Annotated in this window: 2 protein-coding genes; both read right to left on the reverse strand. The window is 61.8% G+C overall.

The genetic code is table 11. From position 1 onward, the window contains the following. Position 1 precedes the first annotated feature (1 nt). On the reverse strand, positions 2-12,742 hold the full coding sequence (locus tag BUA36_RS06500; protein WP_072782516.1) for a non-ribosomal peptide synthetase: 12,741 nt from the start codon (positions 12,740-12,742) through the stop codon (positions 2-4). Positions 12,743-12,748: 6 nt separating this feature from the next. Beyond that, positions 12,749-20,073, reverse strand: a 7,325-nt coding sequence (locus BUA36_RS06505; RefSeq protein WP_139260370.1) for a non-ribosomal peptide synthetase, incomplete at its 5' end; no start/stop codon positions are given.

Consider the following 20,073-nt stretch of genomic DNA (forward strand, 5'->3'; position numbering starts at 1 on the left):
CTTAAATCCTTATCGTTGTCACGCCGTCTTGTGGCGCCGGACGCCGTGTCTCCAGTTCCCGCGCCAGCAAGGCCACGGTTTGTGCCGCAAAGATGGTTTCAATCGGCAGCGTCACGCCGGTCTCGCGGGTAATGCGGCTTAGTACCTGCACTGCCATCAGCGAGTGGCCACCCAGTTCGAAGAAGTTATCCTGAACGCCAATGCGGCCAACCTTCAATACCGAGGCCCATATCGCGGCAATGGTTTTCTCCACGGGCGTCGAGGGTGCGACATACTCCTGCACGAAGGAGACGGCATCCGGTACCGGAAGCTCGCGCCGTTCGATTTTTCCGTTCGGCGATAAAGGCATCTTCTCCAGTACGACAAAGTGTGCCGGGACCATGTAGTCCGGCAGGCTACGCAGCAGCGTGGCGCGCAGCATTGGCGCATCAGGTACCGCTGGGCCGCACAAATAGGCTACCAGGCGCCTGTCGCCGGGAGTATCTTCGCGTAGCATGACCAGCATTTCGCCGATTCCGGCAATCGCGCCCAGCTCGGCCTCGATCTCCCCGAGTTCAATACGGAAGCCACGCAGCTTGATCTGATGATCGATCCGTCCCAGGTATTCGATCGCGCCATCTGGCAGGAAGCGCGCCAGATCGCCGGTCTTGTACAGGCGTGCGCCCGCACTGGTGCCAAATGGATCGGGTACAAACTTCTCGGCGGTCAGCGCCGGACGCTGGCGGTAGCCACGACCTACACCATCGCCGCCGATATGCAGTTCGCCCGCCGCGCCTGGCGGCACTGGCTGCATATCCTGGTCAAGGATGTAGAGCTGGGTATTGGCGATGGGACGGCCAATCGGAATCACCGTACTGCCTTGGGCCATGTCCCAGCTGTGGAACGACACCACATCGGACGCTTCGGTCGGGCCGTAGGTATTGTGAATGGCCGGGACTTTCGTGCGATGGCTGAACGATTCCAGTAACAGCTCGGCGCGAATTGGCTCTCCGCCCAGGAACACATGACGCAGAGGTAGCGGCCCGTGAGCCAGCAGTGGGTAGAACGCGCTTGGCGCGCAGTTGATACAGGTGATGCCCTGCTCGCGGATGAGCGTCGCCGCGCCTTGCGGATCGTAGCCTTCGGCGGGCAAATGCAGCTCGCCACCTGAAATCAGGGCAGCATACAGGTTCTTCTGGGTCAAATCGAAGCTGAAAGATGAGAACAGCAGGATCTTGTCCTCCGCGCCAATCCCGAACTGCTTCACAAACCAGTTCACCAGATTGAGCAAGCCCCCCTGGTGCACCGCCGTTCCTTTCGGCTTGCCCGTTGAGCCGGAGGTGTAAATCACGTACGCCAGGTTCTGGGCGACAGCCTGCAGCGGCAAATTGGTATCCGGATATGCTGCATCATCCTCCCGATCAAGGAACGCGACGGGCACGCCGAGCGCTTGCCGCGCGATGGGAAGATGGCTTTGCGTAAGCAGCACCGCCGGACGCGCATCGTCCAGCATGTAGGACAGGCGCTGTTCGGGATAACCGGGGTCCAGCGGCACGTACGCAGCACCGGCCTTGAGCACCGCCAGTACTGCAACCACCATCTCCAGCGAACGCTCCATGCACACACCGACTAATGTGTCGGGTGCCACGCCGTGGCTATGCAGCCGGTGGGCCAGACGATTGGCGCGCGCGTTGAGCTGCGAATAGCTCAGGCGAATGCCACGGCACAGGACCGCCGTGCGCTCGGGTGTGCGCGCCACCTGGGCTTCGATCTGCCGGTGTATGGGCAAGCCGGACGTATGCCGTGTCGCGCTGTCGTTCCAGCCGTACAGCACGAGCTGACGCTCGGCTGGTGTCAACATATCCAGGTCCCCGATGCGTGCATCCGGAGCCGCCACAATCGACTCCAGCAGGCGGGTAAAGTGCTGCGCCATGCGGACGATGGTGGATTCATCAAACAAATCCGTGCTGTATTCCATGCTGGCCGACAGCGTGTCGCCCTCGCCGCCTACGCCCAGCGTGAGGTCGAATTTGGCGCTTGCGGTTTCGGCGCGCAAGGGCTCCAGTTCCAGTCCGGCCAATTCCAGGTCGCCCAGTGGCGCGTTCTGCACCACCAGCATCACCTGGAACAATGGCGAGTGGCTGCGCTGGCGCTCCAGATGTAAGTCATCTACCAGATACTCGAATGGCAAATCCTGGCGCGCGTAGGCGGCCAGCGAATCAGCGCGTACCCCTTCCAGCAATGTGCGGAAGCGCATTGAACGGTCAATTCGCGTGCGCAGCACCAGTGTGTTGACAAAGAAGCCAATCAAAGGCTCGATGTCAGCGCGATTACGGTTGGCGATGGAAGTCCCCAGGCAGATATCATCCTGTCCGCTATAGCGCGACAACACGATATTGAATGCTGCGGCCAGCGACATGAACAGCGTTGTGCCAGTCTCGCGGCCAAGCGCCTGCAGGCCTGTTGCCACTGATGCGGGCAAATGGAAATAATGCACCGCACCGCGATATGTCTGCACCGGAGGCCGTGGACGGTCAGTGGGCAGCGTCAGAATCGCTGGAGCACCGGACAGATAATCACGCCAGTAGCTGCGCTGCGCATCCAGCACCGGGCCAATCAGCCAGTTGCGCTGCCACTGCGCAAAGTCGGCATACTGGATCGACAGCGGCGCAAGTGGAGATGGCAAGCCTTGCGTATAAGCGCTGTACAGTGCAGCCAATTCGCCTACCAACACACCGACTGACCAGCCATCGGAGACGATATGGTGCATCGTCAGCATGAAGCGGTGTTCGCTTTCACCCATGCGTACGATGGAAGCACGGATCAGCGGTCCGGTCGCCAGATCGAAAGGCGCCTGTGCCATGTCCTGTGCCATCCATGCGGCATGGGCTTCACGTTCGGAACGTGGCAAATCACTTAGATCGGTCTGCACCAGCGGTAGCGTCACGGAAGCCGTGACACGCTGCACCGGTATGCCATCTTCCGCGTGGAAGGTAGTGCGCAGCGCTTCATGACGGCGGACTACTTCGTTCAAAGTGCGTTGTAATGCCTTAACGTCGAGCTGACCACGCAGCGTCAGTACGAAAGGCACGTTGTACGAGGCTGTACCGGCCGTGAACTGATCCAGCACCCACAAACGCTGCTGTGCATAGGACAGCGGCAAGGCCTGGTTGCGGTCCGCTTGTGGGATATGCTCGGCGGCGCTGTCCTGTTCCGTTTCACCGATCAATGCGGCAATGGCGCCGACCGTCGGCGATTCGAACAGCGACCGCAATGGCAGGTTCACGTTGAAGCGCGTGCGGGTACGCGATATGACCTGTGTCGCCAGCAGCGAGTGACCGCCCAGCGAGAAGAAGTTATCGTGCAGTCCGACACGCTCCACCATCAGCACTTCGGCCCAGATTGCGGCTACGGCGATTTCAACCTCGCCCGATGGCGCGACATAGTCGGCCTGGCTGCGCGACAGGTCCGGCGCCGGCAGCGCTTTACGATCTACTTTGCCGTTGCCGGTCAGCGGGAAGCGCTCCAGCGATACAAAGTGCGACGGCACCATATACTCGGGCAGGGTTTTGCCCAAGCCTGCACGCAACGCCGACTCCTCCAGCGAGGACACCACATATGCCACCAGGCGCTTGTCGCCCCGGTTGTCTTCGCGCGCCAGCACCAGCGCTTCGCGCACGCCATCCAGCGCCGCCAATGCCGACTCGATCTCGCCCAACTCGATGCGGAAGCCGCGTATCTTGATCTGGTGGTCGATACGGCCCAGGTACTCGATGCCGCCATCCGGCAGCCAGCGCGCCAGGTCGCCCGAGCGATACATGCGCGCCCCTGCCTGAGCGCTGAACGGATCGGGCACGAAGCGCTCCGCCGTCAGGTCCGGCCGGTTCAGATAACCACGCGCCAGCCCGGCGCCAGACACGTGCAACTCGCCCGGAACGCCTACCGGCACCGGATTCTGGCGGCTGTCCAGAATGTACACACCCAGGTCGGGAATCGGCACGCCGATCGGCGATGCGCTGGCGATCTCCGCATGCAGCGGCACATGGGTGACGTGCACCGTGGTTTCGGTGATGCCGTACATATTCACCAGCAGCGGCTGCGTGCGGCCATGCCGGATGAACCACGGCGCCAGCGCGGACTGGTTCAGCGCTTCGCCGCCAAACACCACCTGGCGCAGGCTGAGGGCTGGCGCGCCGGGCTGGCGGTCGGCTTCCATCAGTTGCTGGAATGCTGACGGGGTCTGGTTCAGGATCGTCACCTGCTCCGCCGCCAGCAAGGCGTGGAACTGCTCCGGTGCACGCGATACCAGATACGGCACCATCACCAGCTTGCCGCCATACAGCAACGCGCCCCAGATCTCCCATACCGAGAAATCGAAGGCATACGAGTGGAACAGGCTCCAGCTATCTTTGTCGCTGAAATCGAACCACTGCGCCGTTGCCTTGAACAGCCGCGTCACATTGCCATGCTGGAGCAGCGCTCCCTTGGGTCGGCCAGTCGAGCCGGAGGTATAGATGACATACGCCAGATTTGATGGCGTGGTGAGATTGGCCAGGTTGCTGTCCGGCTGCGATGACAGCGCTTCATCGTCGAAGCACAGGACTGGTGCGTCACATGCGGGCGCCGTATGCGGCTGCGCCAGCACAACAGCCGGCTTGGCATCGGCAAGCATGTAGGCGATACGGTCCTCTGGATATGATGGATCGAGCGGAACATAGGCGCCGCCCGCCTTCAAAATCGCCAGCAGGCCAACGATCATCTCCGGTTTGCGCTCCACAGAGAGTCCCACCAATACGTCTGGCCCGACACCCATGGCGCGCAACCGGTGCGCCACGCGGTTGGCGCGGGCGTTCAGTTCAGCGTAGCTCAGACGCTGGTCTTCGCATACCAGCGCGATGGCGTCCGGGCACCTCGCAGCCTGCTGCTCGAACAGCTGGTGCAGGCAGAGTGATTCCGTGTGGCTGGCGGAGGGAACGCGCAGCGTAAGCGCTCGCGCGCTATCGTCCATCAGCGGCAGGTCGCCAATTGGCGTGTCTGGCGCTTCTGTCAGCGCTTGCAAAATGCGGGCATAGTGGCCGGCCATACTTTCAATGGTGGACGCGTCGAACAGGTCCGTGTTGTATTCGTAGTCAATATGCAGGACGTCGCCTTCCAGTCCCATTTCCAGCTTCAGCTCAAAGTGGGCGTGGGTCGCGCTGGAGCCATGCAGTCCGGCGATATGCAGGCCGCCTGCCCGGCTGCGGGCAAAGGCTGTATCGTCCACCTTGGGATCGCGCTCATTGTGGAAATTCAGCGCGACCTGCGCATACGGCAGGCTGGAGGCGTCGCGCTGCGGGGCGATATGGCTCAACACCAGTTCGAACGGCAGCGGATTCTCGTAGGCCGCCAGCAGGGAATCACGGGTGCGTTGCAGGACTGCGGTGAATGGCTCATCGATACTGGCACGGCTGCGCAAGGCCAGGATATTGACGAAAATCCCGATCAATCCGGTCGTGCCAGCAGGACGGTTGGCAGACAATGCACCAATGCAAAGATCATCCTGCCCGGTATAACGGTGCATCAGCGTGTTGAACGCCGCAGCCAGTACCATGAACAAAGTCGCCTGCCGGGACTGTCCAAGACGCAGCAAACCATGGGTGGTTTCAACGGATATCACGGTGTGCAGCGTGGCGCCGTTATGTGTCATGACAGACGGACGCGCGCGATCAACCGGCAGCGCGAGCAGCGCTGGCGCATCAGCGAGTTGCGCGCGCCAGAAGTCAAGCTGGCTATCCAGCGAAGTTCCACTCAACTGAACGTTTTCCCAGTGCGTGTAGTCCGCATACTGCACAGGCAAAGGCGCCAGGGCCGGTGATGCGCCTTCGCGCAAGGCACAATACAGCGTAGTGAACTCGTCGAGCAGAACGCCCATAGACCAGCCATCGTACAGAATGTGGTGCAGCGTTAGCAGTAGTACATGCTCCTGCTCATGCAGTTTGAGCAGCGCTATGCGCAATAGCGGTCCATGGCGCAGATTGAACGGCGTGACGGCTTCATTGCGGATGGCGTCCTTGATCTGATGATCGCGCTCAATTTCGCTCAGCACACTCAGGTCACGCGTATCGATCACCGGTGCAAAAGGTGGCAATATCAGCTGCCGAGGCTCACCGTCTTCCGCAGTGAACACGGTACGCAAAGGCTCATGCCGGGCCACCAGATGGTTGAAGGTACGCTGCAGAATATCCGGGTCCACTATTCCTTTCAGCGACAACGCAATCGGGGCGCTGTATGCCGCGCTGCCCGGCTGGTATTGGTCCAGGAACCAGAACCGTTTCTGACCAAAGGACAGTGGCAATACGCCATTGCGATCCACGGCCGTGATGGCGGCGACAGAAGGCGCTCCCGCCTTGGCGACAGCCATGCGTTGTACCATCCCTGCTACTGTCGGCGACTCAAACAGGCTGCGTAACGGCAGCTCGCAGGAAAATGCGTCCCGCACGCGTGCCACCAGCTGGGCTGCCAACAGCGAATGACCGCCTAGCGAGAAGAAGTTATCGTGCAGGCCGACACGCTCCACCATCAGCACTTCAGCCCAGATCGCGGCCACCCCGATTTCAACCTCGCCCGATGGCGCGACATAGGAAGCCTGGCTGCGCGATAGGTCCGGCGCCGGCAGCGCCTTGCGGTCCACTTTACCGTTGGCGGTCAGCGGAAAGCGCTCCAGCGATACAAAGTGCGACGGCACCATATACTCGGGCAGGGTCTTGCCCAGGCCTGCACGCAACGCCGGTTCCTCCAGCGAGGACACCACATATGCCACCAGGCGCTTGTCGCCCCGGTTGTCTTCGCGCGCCAGCACCAGCGCTTCGCGTACGCCATCCAGCGCCGCCAGTGCCGACTCGATCTCGCCCAACTCGATGCGGAAACCGCGTATCTTGATCTGGTTATCGATACGGCCCAGGTACTCGATGCCGCCATCCGGCAGCCAGCGCGCCAGATCGCCCGAGCGATACATGCGTGATCCTGCCTGAGCACTGAACGGATCGGGCACGAAGCGCTCCGCCGTCAGGTCCGGCCGGTTCAGATAACCGCGTGCCAGCCCTGCACCAGACACGTGCAACTCGCCCGGAACGCCTACCGGCGCCGGATTCTGGCGGCTGTCCAGAATGTACACACCCAGGTCAGGAATCGGCACGCCGATCGGCGATGCGCTGGCGATCTCCGCATGCAGCGGCACATGGGTGACGTGCACCGTGGTTTCGGTGATGCCGTACATATTCACCAGCAGCGGCTGCGTGCGGCCATGCCGGATGAACCACGGCGCCAGCGCGGACTGGTTCAGCGCTTCGCCGCCAAACACCACCCGACGCAGGCTGAGGGCTGGCGCGCCGGGCTGGCGGTCGGCTTCCATCAGTTGCTGGAATGCTGATGGGGTCTGGTTCAGGATCGTCACCTGCTCCGCTGCCAGCAAGGCGTGGAACTGCTCCGGCGCACGCGATACCAGATACGGCACCATCACCAGCTTGCCGCCGTACAGCAGCGCGCCCCAGATCTCCCATACCGAGAAATCGAAGGCATACGAATGGAACAGGCTCCAACTATCCTTGTCGCTGAAATCGAACCACTGCGCCGTTGCCTTGAACAGCCGCGTCACATTGCCATGCTGGAGCAGCGCTCCCTTGGGTCGGCCGGTCGAGCCGGAGGTGTAGATGACATACGCCAGATTCGATGGCGTGGTGAGATTGGCCAGGTTGCCGTCCGGCTGCGCTGACAGCGCTTCATCGTCGAAGCACAGGACTGGTGCGTCACATGCGGGCGCCGTATGCGGCTGCGCCAGCACAACGGCCGGCTTGGCATCGGCAAGCATGTAGGCGATACGGTCCTCTGGATATGATGGATCAAGCGGAACATAGGCGCCGCCCGCCTTCAAAATCGCCAGCAAGCCAACGATCATCTCCGGTTTGCGCTCCACAGCGAGCCCCACCAATACGTCTGGTCCGACACCCATGGCGCGCAACTGGTGTGCCACGCGATTGGCGCGGGCGTTCAGTTCAGCGTAACTCAAACGCTGGTCTTCGCACACCAGTGCGATGCCGCTCGGGGACCTTGCGGCCTGCTGCTCAAACAGTTGGTGCAGGCAGAGTGATTCAATGTGGCTGGCGGAGGGAACACGCAGCGTGCGCGCCCGCTCGATGCCGTCCATCAGCGGCAGGTCACCGATAGGCGTGTCTTGCGCTTCAGTCAGAGCTTGCAGAAGGCGGGCGTAGTGGCCGGCCATATTTTCAATAGTGGAGGCTTCGAACAGGTCCGTGTTGTATTCAAGCGCGCACCATAGTCCTCCTTCGTCCTCGCTCACACTCAGCGTGAGGTCAAACTTGGCGCTAACTGTTCCGGTGGTGACAGGAGACAGGCGTAGTCCCGGCAATTCCAGCTCACCGATTGGAGCGTTCTGCAGCACGAACATGGCCTGGAACAGCGGCGCATGGCTGGCGTCACGCTCGGGCGCCAGGCGCTCAACCAACTGTTCAAACGGGACATCCTGATTGGCGAAAGCGTCCAGCGCTACCTGACGCATTTGCTCAAGCAAAGCCGCAAAAGGCAGATGCAAGTCGAGACGGGACCGCAGCACAACGGTATTGACGAAGAACCCGATCAAGTCGCTCAATTCTGCGTGCTCACGGCCAGCTACGGGTGAGCCGGTGCAGATATCGCTTTGCCCGGCATAACGCGCCAACAGGATGTGATAGGCCGCCGCCAGCGTCATGAACAGCGTGGCGCCCTGGCGCGCACCGATGTCCCTTAGAACCGACGTCACACTGCTGTCAACGGTGAACACGTGCGACGCACCGGCGTAGGTCTGTACCGCAGGGCGTGGACGATCCGTCGGCAGCGTGAGCAAAGTTGGCGCATCGGCCAGTTGTTTCAGCCAGTAGTCCAGTTGTCGCTGCATACGGTCGCCAGCGAGACGCTCGCGTTGCCAGCAGGCGTAATCGGCGTATTGATGCGCCAATGGCGCCAACGGCGCTGCATGGCCTTGAGCGAAGGCGCTGTACAATGCGGCGACTTCGCGCACCAACACGCCAACCGACCATCCATCTGAAGCGATATGGTGCATGGTGAGCAGCAGGATATGTTCGTCTTCCGCCAGTTGCAGAAGGCTGGCGCGCAGCAACGGCGCCTGCATCAGATCAAACGGCGTTTGCGCTTCAACCTGCGCGCGCCACGTGACTTGCGCCTCGCGTTCGGCGTGCGGCAAGTGCACCAGACTGACAACTGGAAGCGCCAGTTCGGCTACCGTCGAAATGCGCTGCACGGGCGTACCGGCTTCAGTTACAAAACGGGTGCGCAACACTTCGTGGCGCTCCAGGACATGGCTTAGTGTGCGCTGCAACGCCGCCGTGTCGAGCCGCCCATGCACGCGTAGCGCGAATGGTATGTTGTAGAACGCGCTCGACGTCTCCAGCTGATCCAGGAACCACAGACGCTGCTGGGCAAAGGACAAAGGCAAGGCCACATCCCTTGATGCAACCGGGATATGGCTATCTTCGATATCGGGCTGTTGGGCGATGCTGGCCGCCAGCAGACGTACGGTGGGTGCTTCGAACAAGGTACGCAGCGCGATGTCGCGACGCAGTGCGCGGCGTAAGCGTGTCATGACGAGCGTCGCCAGCAGCGAATGGCCGCCCAGGTGGAAGAAATTATCATTGCGCCCCACCTTATCCAGCTTGAGCACATCGGCCCAAACAGCGGCGACGGTGCTTTCCAGCGGGCCTGCAGGCGTTTCATAGTCGTCTTCTCCCCTGCTGCCCTCGGGCGCTGGCAAAGCACGGCGATCCACCTTGCCGTTACGGGTCAAAGGCAGTTGAGAGAGCCTGACAATATGAGCGGGTAGCATGTGCTCCGGCAGGCCGCCCGACAGTGCGGCACGCATGTCTTGCGGCCGGAATGCATCCGCATCCATCGCCACGTAAGCCACCAGACGCTTGTCGCCAGGAGTATCTTCACGCGCCTGCGCGCTGGCTTCCCGCACACCAGCCAGTGCGCGCAGCGCGGCTTCGATCTCCCCCAATTCCACGCGCATGCCGCGTATCTTGACCTGCCCGTCAATACGTCCCAGGTATTCGATATTTCCGTCGGCCCGGCGACGAGCCAGATCCCCGGTGCGATACATGCGTGCCCCAGGCTGCGCGCCGTAAGGGTCAGGCAGGAAGGCTGCCGCAGTCAGCGCGGGCTGATTGATGTAAGCGCGCCCCAAACACATCCCGGCGATATACAACTCGCCCACGGCGCCGGAAGCGACCGGGTTGAAATAGGCGTCCAGTATATAAATCCGGGTATTGGCAATCGCGCGGCCTATCGGTGGCTGCGTGGGCCAGTCGTCCATGTCGCGCGCGTCGAGGCGGAACTGTGTGGCGACGTGGGTTTCGGACGGGCCGTATTGGTTGAACAGGTTACCGCCAGCCGCGCGCATGAGCGCCTTGACTGCTGGACCGGCCAGCAACTGTTCGCCAGCCGTAATGATGTCGCAATGGCCTTTTGCGGCATCCGGCAAAGGCAGGCCGGCAAACTGCTGGAGTACGGCATTGGGCAGGAATACGCGGCGAAAGCCTCCGTTCAGCACCAGATGCTGAAGATGTTCCATGTCCTGACGCTGCGCTTCGTCGAGCAGCACCAGCGTGTCTCCTCCGCATAGCGTAGAGAATATCTCCTGGAACGAGACATCGAAATTAAGCGAGGCGAATTGCAGTACCCGGCCGCCAGTAACGGGGTGCTCGGCCAACTGCCATGCGATGAGATTGGACAGCGCGGTATGGCTTAAGCCCACGCCTTTGGGCCGGCCCGTGGAGCCGGAGGTGTAGATAACGTAAGCCAGGTTGGCCATGTCCGGGCCGGTGACAGTGCTGATAGCCGCCGCCTCGCCATCTTCCGCCGCATCGTCCAGCAGCAGGTAAGGCGTGGCGGGCAAGCGTTCCAGCAGGGCGCGCTGCGTGAGCACCAGGCGCGGCGCAGCGTCGGACAGCATATAGGCCAGGCGCTCTTGCGGATAGTTCGGGTCGAGCGCCACGTAGGCGCCACCGGCTTTCAGGATGGCCAGCACGCCAATCACCATCTCTGGCGAGCGGTTGGTGCAAACACCGACGCATACATCCGGCCCGACGCCCTGGGAACGCAGTCGCTGCGACAGGATGTCAGACCGGCGATTCAATTGTGCATAGCTGAGCGTGACCGGTCCGAATTCCAGTGCGATACGGTCCGGCGTACGCAGTGCCTGCGCTTCAAACATGCGGTGTACCGGCTCGACGGCGAGGGGCGCAGCGGTTCGCCCGCCTTGTTCCAGTTGTGCCAACTGCTCTCTTGTGTCCAGCATGACGAGCGTATGAATCGGCGCTGAAGGCGCGGCAACGATCGCGTCGAGCAACCGGGCAAAGTGGCATGCCATACGCTGTATCGTCGCTGCCTGAAACAGGTCGGTGCTGTATTCCAGCGCGCAGGCCAGCGATCCATCCGCTTCCTCCGCCACGTTGAGCATCAGGTCGAACTTCGCGGTAACGCGTTCGGTCAGCACAGGATCCAGTTGCAAGCCTGGCAGTTCTAAGGTGCCAGCCGGTGTATTCTGCAGGGCGAGCATCACCTGGAATAGCGGACTATGGCCCGCGTTGCGCTCTGGCTTCAACACTTCGACCAACTGCTCGAACGGCACATCCTGATGGGCATAGGAATCGAGTGCCGTACGGCGCGTATCGGCCAGCAGCTCATTGAAACTTGCGTACTCATTTACCTGCGTGCGTAGTACCAGCGTGTTGGCGAAGAAGCCGATCAACTTTTCCAGTTCGGGACGTGAGCGGTTCGCTACAGGTGTGCCGATGCAGATATCGGTCTGGCCCGAATAACGCGCCAGCAGGACGTTGAAAGCGGCAAGCAGCGCCATAAACAAGGTGCTGCCGCCCGGCTGCACCAGGGCCTGCAACGCCTGGCCAGTGACGCCGTCCACGGTGAAGTGCAGCACCGCCCCACGGTGTGACTGGCGGGCCGGCCGTGCATGATCCGTGGGGAGTATCAGCAATGGCGTTGCCTCCTCCAGCTGCGCCTTCCAGTAATCGACCTGCTTTTGAAGCGCAGCGCCGTCCAGCGAGGTGCGCTGCCAGTGGGCGAAGTCGGTGTATTGGATGGGCAGCTCGGACAGTGGCGATGCCTGTCCCTGCACGAACGCGCCGTAGAGTGCAGCCACTTCATCCACCAGTACGCCGAGTGACCAGCCATCGGCCACGATGTGGTGCAGTGTAAACAGCAAAATATGCTGTTGATCGTCCAGGCGTAACAAGGTGGCGCGGATTAATGGCCCCGTACCCAGATCAAATGGCGCGAGCGCTTCTGCCTGCGCCAATTCCTGCGCCTTGGTTTCGCGCTGCGCGACGGCGAGATGGGTCAGATCGTGCAGCGGCACAGTGAGTTCTGCCTTGCCGGTATCCCGCTGCACCGGCATATCGCCATCCAGCGCAAAGACCGTGCGCAAGGTGGCATGACGGCGCACTAGCTCATTCAGCGTGCGGTTCAACGCATCCGTAGCGAGAGTCCCGGTAAGGCGCAAGGCCATCGGCATGTTGTAGAACGGACTGCCTGGCTCATATTGATCCAGGAACCACAGGCGTTGCTGGGCAAACGACAGCGCGGCCTGCACATCAGCGGGACGGCGCGGAATGCTGGACTGGGTCTTGACTTTACCCTGCAGCCACTTGGCCAGCAAAGCCTGTTTGGACGCGGAGAGTTTGGAATCGTCGCTCATCTTTTTCTACTCACTCAAATCATTTGCGATGGAACGGGCCTGCTCGTCCGTCATGCCTTCTATTTTTTGCAGAATCAGCGCCTCGACAGCTTCGGCCTGCGCCGCAACTGTGGGACCGTCAAACAAGGTACGCGGCGGCAGATCGACGTCGAATTCTTCACGAATGCGCGCGATCAGGCGCATGGCCAGCAGCGAGTGGCCGCCAAGCGAGAAGAAGTTGTCGTGCCGTCCGACCTGCCCGGCATTGAGCACGGCACACCAGATACCAGCCAGTGTTTCTTCAAGTGGTCCCTCTGGCGCCTCGTAACGCCCCTCGCCCACGCGCACCTCGGGAAGCGGCAAGGCACCCCGGTCCACCTTGCCATTGGGTGTCAGCGGCAGGCTTGCTAGCGGCACGATGTGGGACGGCAGCATGTAGTCCGGCAGCAGTGATCGCAGTGCTGAGCGCAGCTCATCGGCGTCGGGTGGATTCGTCCCCGCGACATAGGCAACCAGTCGCCGGTCGCCGGGTTGATCTTCCCGCACCACGGCCACGACTTCGCAACCAGTGGCGCAGGACGATAGTGCAGCTTCCACCTCGCCCAATTCGATACGGAAGCCACGCAGCTTGACCTGCTGGTCCGCGCGGCCCAGGAACTCGATTTCGCCATCGTCACGGTAGCGTGCAAGGTCGCCACTGCGGTACATGCGAGTACCGGGAGCGCCATAAGGATTAGGCAGGAAACGCCCCGCCGTCAGGCCGGGACGCCCGATATAACCGCGTGCCAGCCCCGCGCCTGCGATATACAACTCCCCCACCACGCCAACCGGCACCGGATTCAGCGCCCGGTCAAGAATGTGGCAGCACATACCTGCGATGGGGCGTCCGATTGGCGGCAACGCAGGCCAGTCGGCGATACGTTTCACTTCCAGGCCGGACTGGGTCGCGACGTGCGTTTCAGTGGGTCCGTATTGGTTGTACACCATCGCCGCACCAGTGGTCCGTACCAGCTTGGTCAACGCATCGGTGATGGCCAGCTGCTCGCCTGCGGTCACGATATCGCACGGCTCCGGCCACGGCGCCATGTCGGGTCCTCCCGCGAAGTGCTGTAGCACGGCGTTTGGCAGGAATACCCTGCCGCAGCGGCGCTCGGCGATGTAGCTTCGCAATCCGTCAAGATCGGCGCGCCGCGCTTCACTGCACAGAACCAGGGTATCGCCCGCACACAACGCTGAGAATATCTCCTGGAATGAGACATCGAAGTTCAGCGATGCAAACTGGAAGACACGCATGGTCTGCGTGCTGCGCCGCTGTTCCAGCTGCCACGCCAGCAGGTTGGCCAGCGCGGCTGACGGCATGGCCACTCCTTTTGGCCGGCCGGTGGAGCCAGAGGTGAACAGCACATAGGCCAGACTGTCTGGCGGGATGTGCAAGTTCAAGCTGTCCGCCGCCTGCTGCTTCGCCCGCTTTTCCAACGCCTCCATACTGACGCTACTGATGGCGGGCAGGCGATCGATCAGTGAGGTCTGCGTCAGCACCAGGGTTGGCGCAGCGTCCTCCAGCATGGCGGACAGGCGGTCGCGCGGATAGCCTGGATCGAGCGGCACATAAGCCGCACCGGCTTTCAGCACGGCCAGCAATGCAATGACCACGGCGGGCGAACGTTCGAGGCACACGCCGACCCTGGCGTCGGTACGCACACCCATCGTAAGCAGCTCACGTGCCAGGCGATTGGTGCGTGCATCGAGTTCGGCATAGCTGAGTATCTGATCCTCATATTCGACGGCGATGGCATCGGGCGTACGCCCGGCAGCCACTTTGAACATGGCCTGGATGGTGCCTGGCGGTGAAGAATGTCCGGGGTTGAAGCCGTATAGAATCTGCTGCCGTTCCTCCGGCCCCAGCATGGGCAACTCGGCCAGCGGCAGTGCGGGATCAGCGCAGGCAGCATCGATCAGCCGCAACAGATGGCCGGCCATGCGTGCAATGGTGTCGTGATCGAACAAGGCCGTGTTGTACTCCAGGCCTGCCTCCAGCACATCTCCGTCGCCTGCCACCGCGAGCGTGATATCGAATTTCGCCGTACGGCTATCGGAATCGATGGCCTGCCATTCCAGCCCCGGTAACGCAAAGGCAGCACCGGGCGTGTTTTGCAGTACCAGCATGGCCTGGAACAAGGGACTGCGGTCCATGCTGCGCTCGGGCTGCAATGCCTCCACCAGCTTTTCGAATGGCAGCTCCTGGTGGGCAAAGGCATCCAGCGCCGTGGTGCGTACCTGGCGCAGCAAGGCATTGAAATCCGTGTCCGAATCAAGACGCGTACGCAGCACCAGCGTGTTGGCGAAAAAGCCGACCAGGTTTTCCGTTTCAGCCTGACTACGATTCGCTACGGGGGTGCCGATGCAAATATCGTCCTGACCACTGTAGCGGGCCAGCAGCATGCTGAAGACGGCGGTCAAGGCCATAAACAATGTAGCCCGTTCGCCACCCGCAACGACACGCAGGCGTGCGGCCGGCAGAGTGAAGCGGTACATGGCGCCTTCGTGCGTCTGCGCCTGTGGGCGCTGACGGTCGGTTGGCAGCTCAAGCATGGCCGGGGCGCCAGCCAGCTGCGCCGTCCAGTAATCAAGCTGGCGCGCGAGGACGTCACCCTGCAAATGATCGTGCTGCCAGCTGGCGTAGTCCGCGTACTGGATCGGCAACACGGGCAGCTTCACGGTTTCACCAGAGATGACGGCGCGATAGCAGTCGGCCAGCTCCCTGGCCAGCAGGTTGTTGGACCAGCCGTCCGTTGCGATGTGATGTACCGTCAGCAGCAGTACATGCGCTTGCGGCTCCAGCCGCAGCAACTGGGCGCGGATGGGTGGCCCCACAGCCAGATCGAATGGTGCGCGCATCTCTTCCTGGATGTGCCAATCCGCGCGCGCCACACGCTCACCATGCGGCAAGGCAGAAAGGTCAGTCAGCGGCAGCGACAGCGCCAGGTCAGGCACGATAAGCTGGACAGGTTCGCCGTCCTGTGATGCAAAACGCGTACGCAATACGGCGTGGCGGACCACGAGCAGGTTCAGTGCCTGTTCCAATGCGGCGGCATCCAGCGTGCCACTCAGGCGCAGCGCAGACGGCAGATTATAGAGCGGGCTTCCTGGCTCAAGCTGGTCAAGGAACCACAGGCGCCGCTGCGCGAACGACAGCGGCGCAGTGGCGGTTTGCAAGCGGGGCCTGATGACGGGCGCGGCGCCATCGGCGCGCGCCGCCTGTTCGATGCACAACGCCAAAGCGGCAATCGTGGGCGCTTCGAATAACGAACGCACTGGCATTCGAATACCAAAGGCGGCATTGACACGCGCGACTGCCTGCGTAGCAAGCAGTGAATGACCGCCAAGCAGGAAGAAGTCATCGTGGACGCCGACGCGTACCAGTCCCAGTATCTCAGTCCATATTTCGCACAGCCTGGCCTCCGCTGGCGTACGCGGCGCCACGTATGGCGCCGCACCCTGCCCGGCTTCCGGACGAGGAAAGGCGGCACGGTCAATCTTTCCGTTGGGCGTGAGCGGGAACCGTTCCAGCACCATGATATGCGACGGCACCATGTAATCCGGCAGCGCATCCAGCAACTGGGCACGGATCCGTGCAGGCAGACCGGCATCGGCGTGGTCAGGCTGCGCGATCACGTAACCGGTCAGTGATTTCTCGCCCTCGCCCGCATCATGCGCCAGCACCACGGCCTGCGCCACGTCGCGTAAATCACCGAGAGCGCTTTCCACTTCGCCGGTTTCGACACGCATGCCGCGCACCTTCACCTGGAAGTCACGCCGCCCCATATAACGGAAAGTGCCGTCGGCCAGCAGCATGGCCAGATCACCTGTCTTGTACAAGACGTCCTGCTCGCCTTTGCTGTATGGATTGGAGACAAAGGCCGCTTGCGTAAGCTCCGGCTGGCGATAGTAGCCCAGACTGCGGTAAGGCGTGCGGACGTAAAGCTCTCCCGTTTCACCAGGCGCGCATGGCTCCAGGTTGGCGTTCAAGAGTATGGCTTGTGCACCAGGCAGCGGCCGGCCCATGGGCAGATAGCCAGCCGTGACCAGGGTTGGCGGGACGCGGTAGAAGAATTTCGCCAGGCTGGTTTCGGTTTGTCCGTACACGCCTATCAGCTCTTTCGTACCGCCATAGACGCTATTCCAGCGGTTCACGTCCGGCGGCAGCAATGCACCGCCACCGACTACCACGGTGCGCAACTCGCGCAACCTGGCGGAACACAGGTTGGCCCCCAACAGCAGACGGAATGAAGATGGTACACAATGCAGCAGCGTGATCTCGCTTGCTTCCAGCCAGTTGGCCAGCGCAGCGCTTTCAAACACTTCATCCGAAGGTGGAATGCATACTGTGCCGCCACAGCACAGGGCCGGGAAGATGTCGCGCAAGTAGACATGGAAAGATGGATTGGTCAGCTGGCTGGCCCGCACGTCCTGGCCTATGGATGCGGTATCGATCTCCCATTGGATGAAGTGCGCCAGGCCACTGGTCCGGCCCAGTACCGGCTTGGGTTTTCCTGTGGAGCCGGACGTATAGAAAATATGGCACGGGGAGTCAGGACCAACCGCGACCCGGACGTATCTGTCGTCGCCATCAAGCGGGCCATCCAGTAGCACGCGTCGATGCGGCCATTCCAGCCCAGTTGCAGCCTGCGCTGCCTGTACCGCACTATCCTGGTCGGTGATAATCCAGTCAGGCCTGACCAGTTCCAGCATCTCTCGTACACGCTGCACCGGATAACGCAGGTTCAGCGACGTGAACACACCGCCAGCTTTCAGGATGGCGATAGTAGCAATGATCTGCGACACCGGATTGTGCAGCATAATCGCGGCCACCGCGCCGGGATGCATGCCGTCGGCCAGCAGATGCCCGGCGAGCCGGTTGCTGTCGGCATCAAGCTGACGGTAGCTGACACGATCGAAACGCCACTCGATCGCTGTTTTGTCAGGCACCGCCAGCGCGGCCGCCTCAAACAAATCCAGTACATGGTGCGTAGGCAGAGGCAGCGCCAGTTCCGCATCGGTTTTGCTGGTGAAGCCAGGCTGGATGGCGTCCCATATTTGAAGCAGTCGTGTTTTTTCCTCGACGCTCAGCAGCGGCAGTGCATCCAGCGCACTGTCCGGCTGCGTGCCTGCTGCTTGCAGCAACTGCGCGAAATGGCTGCCCATGCGCGCCATGGTCGAACGTTCGAACAAGTCCGTGTTGTACTCAAACGATCCGTGCAGACTACCGTCTTGCTCTTCCCATAACGAGAGACGGAAGTCAAACTTTGAAGTGCCGACTTCCGCATCCATCTGTTCAAGCGTCAAACCAGGTAGCTGAAGCGCGTCGCCCGGCGCATTCTGCAAAATCAGCATCGTCTGGAACAGCGGCGAGTACGCAAGGCTGCGTGGTGGCGCCACCGCTTCCACCACTTGTTCGAATGGCACATCCTGATGGGCGTACGCATCCAGCAAATTGCCTTTTACCTGTTGCAGCAGCGTGCGGAAACAGGCGCCGTTCTCGATTTGTGTTCTCAGCACCAGCGTATTGGCGAAGAAGCCAATCAGGTTTTCAAGCTCTGCGTGCTTGCGGTTAGCGATCGGCGTACCGACGCAGATATCGTCCTGTCCGGAGTAACGCGAAAGCAGTAGATTGAACGCTGCGGCAAGTCCCATGAAGAGCGTCGCACCTTCGCCACGCGTCAAAGCCGCCAACGGCGCCACGTGCGAGGCTGGAATGCTGAAGTCATATGACGCGCCGCGATAACTCTGAACGGGCGGACGTGGGCGCTCGGTCGGCAATGCCAACAGCGCCGGCGCTCCCTGCAGGCGCTGCCGCCAGAAACCCAACTGGCGTTGCAGCACCTCTCCGCTCAGCCAGCGGCGCTGCCAGGCAGCGAAGTCCGCGTATTGTATTGTCAATGCCGCCAGCGGCGATGGTGCTCCTTGCGAGAACGCGGTGTACAGCGCCGCCAGCTCTCTTACAAATATTCCGGACGACCAGCCATCCGATACGATGTGATGCATGGTGCAAAGCAGGACATGCTCATCGTCCGCAAGACGCAACAGCGATGCGCGGATCACGGGGCCAGCCGAAAGGTCAAATGGCGCCTGCGCTTCTGCTTCGATAAGCCACTCAGCCCTGGCTTCACGCTCACCGTGCGGCAGATCGCGTAAATCGGTAACAGGCAAGGCAAGCGACAGTCTGGATACAATGACCTGCTGTGGCATGCCTTCTTGCTGGACGTAGTGGGTGCGCAGACATTCGTGGCGTTGCACGATTTCGTTCAGGGCGTTCTGCAAGGACGTCGCATCCAGATTACCGCGCAGGCGCAGGGCCGCAGGCATGTTGTAGACGGCGGCGCCGGGCTCGTACTGGTCCAGGAACCACAGGCGTTGCTGGGCAAACGAGAGCGGCAGCGTGTCATCACGCGGCGTGGCCAGAATAGCCGGCAGCAGATCGTGTCCATGCTCCGCGTCGATACGGCGCGCCAGGGCAGCAAGCGTCGGTGCCTCGAATGGCGCGCGAACCGGGAGTTCGATACCGAAAGCGGTGCGGATCTTGGATACCAGCTGCGTCACCAGCAGCGAATGTCCTCCGAGAGCGAAGAAATTATCGTGCGTACCGACTCTGTCCTGCTTCAGCAATCCTGCCCAGATGGCAGCCAGGATCTCCTCCGTCGCGGTGGCCGGTGGTGTGTAACCCGCTGCATCGCCGGCTTGCGGCGCCGGCAAAGCGCGCCGGTCTACCTTGCCATTGTGGTTCAACGGCAGCGCCTCCAGCAGGACGAAATGGGCGGGCACCATGTGATCTGGCAGGGTTTGATGCAGTGCTGTGCGTAACGCGATGGCGTCAGGCGCCAGCTTGCCGCCCACATAAGCCACCAGACGACGCTCGCCCGGCTCGTCCTCGCGCAACATGACCAGTGCTTCAGTCACGCCGTCGATGGCCGCCAGCATCGCTTCGATTTCGCCCAGTTCAATGCGCTGTCCACGCAGCTTGATCTGTCCATCACTACGGCCACGATGTTCGATGGCGCCATCCGGCAGATAACGCGCCAGGTCACCGCTCTTGTATAACCGGCTGTTGGGCGGACCAAACGGATTCGGGATAAAGCGTTCTGCCGTGAGGCCAGGCCGGTGCAGATAGCCACGCGCCAGTCCCGGACCGCCGATGTGCAGTTCGCCAGTCACACCGACCGGCACCGGATTGAGCGCTTCGTCAAGGATGTAGCACTGCGTGTTCGGCATCGGTTTACCGATAGGCGGCGAACGATGGCTGTCCGGCGCGCACAAATGCATGACGGCGTAGACCGTGGTTTCCGTGGGGCCGT

It is taken from the genome of Duganella sacchari, from assembly GCF_900143065.1.
GTDB classification, from domain to species: domain Bacteria; phylum Pseudomonadota; class Gammaproteobacteria; order Burkholderiales; family Burkholderiaceae_D; genus Rugamonas; species Rugamonas sacchari.

Excerpts from the sequence above, each read along its gene's own strand:
- BUA36_RS06500 (WP_072782516.1), bottom strand. The coding sequence starts at position 12,742 with ATGAGCGACGATTCCAAACTCTCCGCGTCCAAACAGGCTTTGCTGGCC.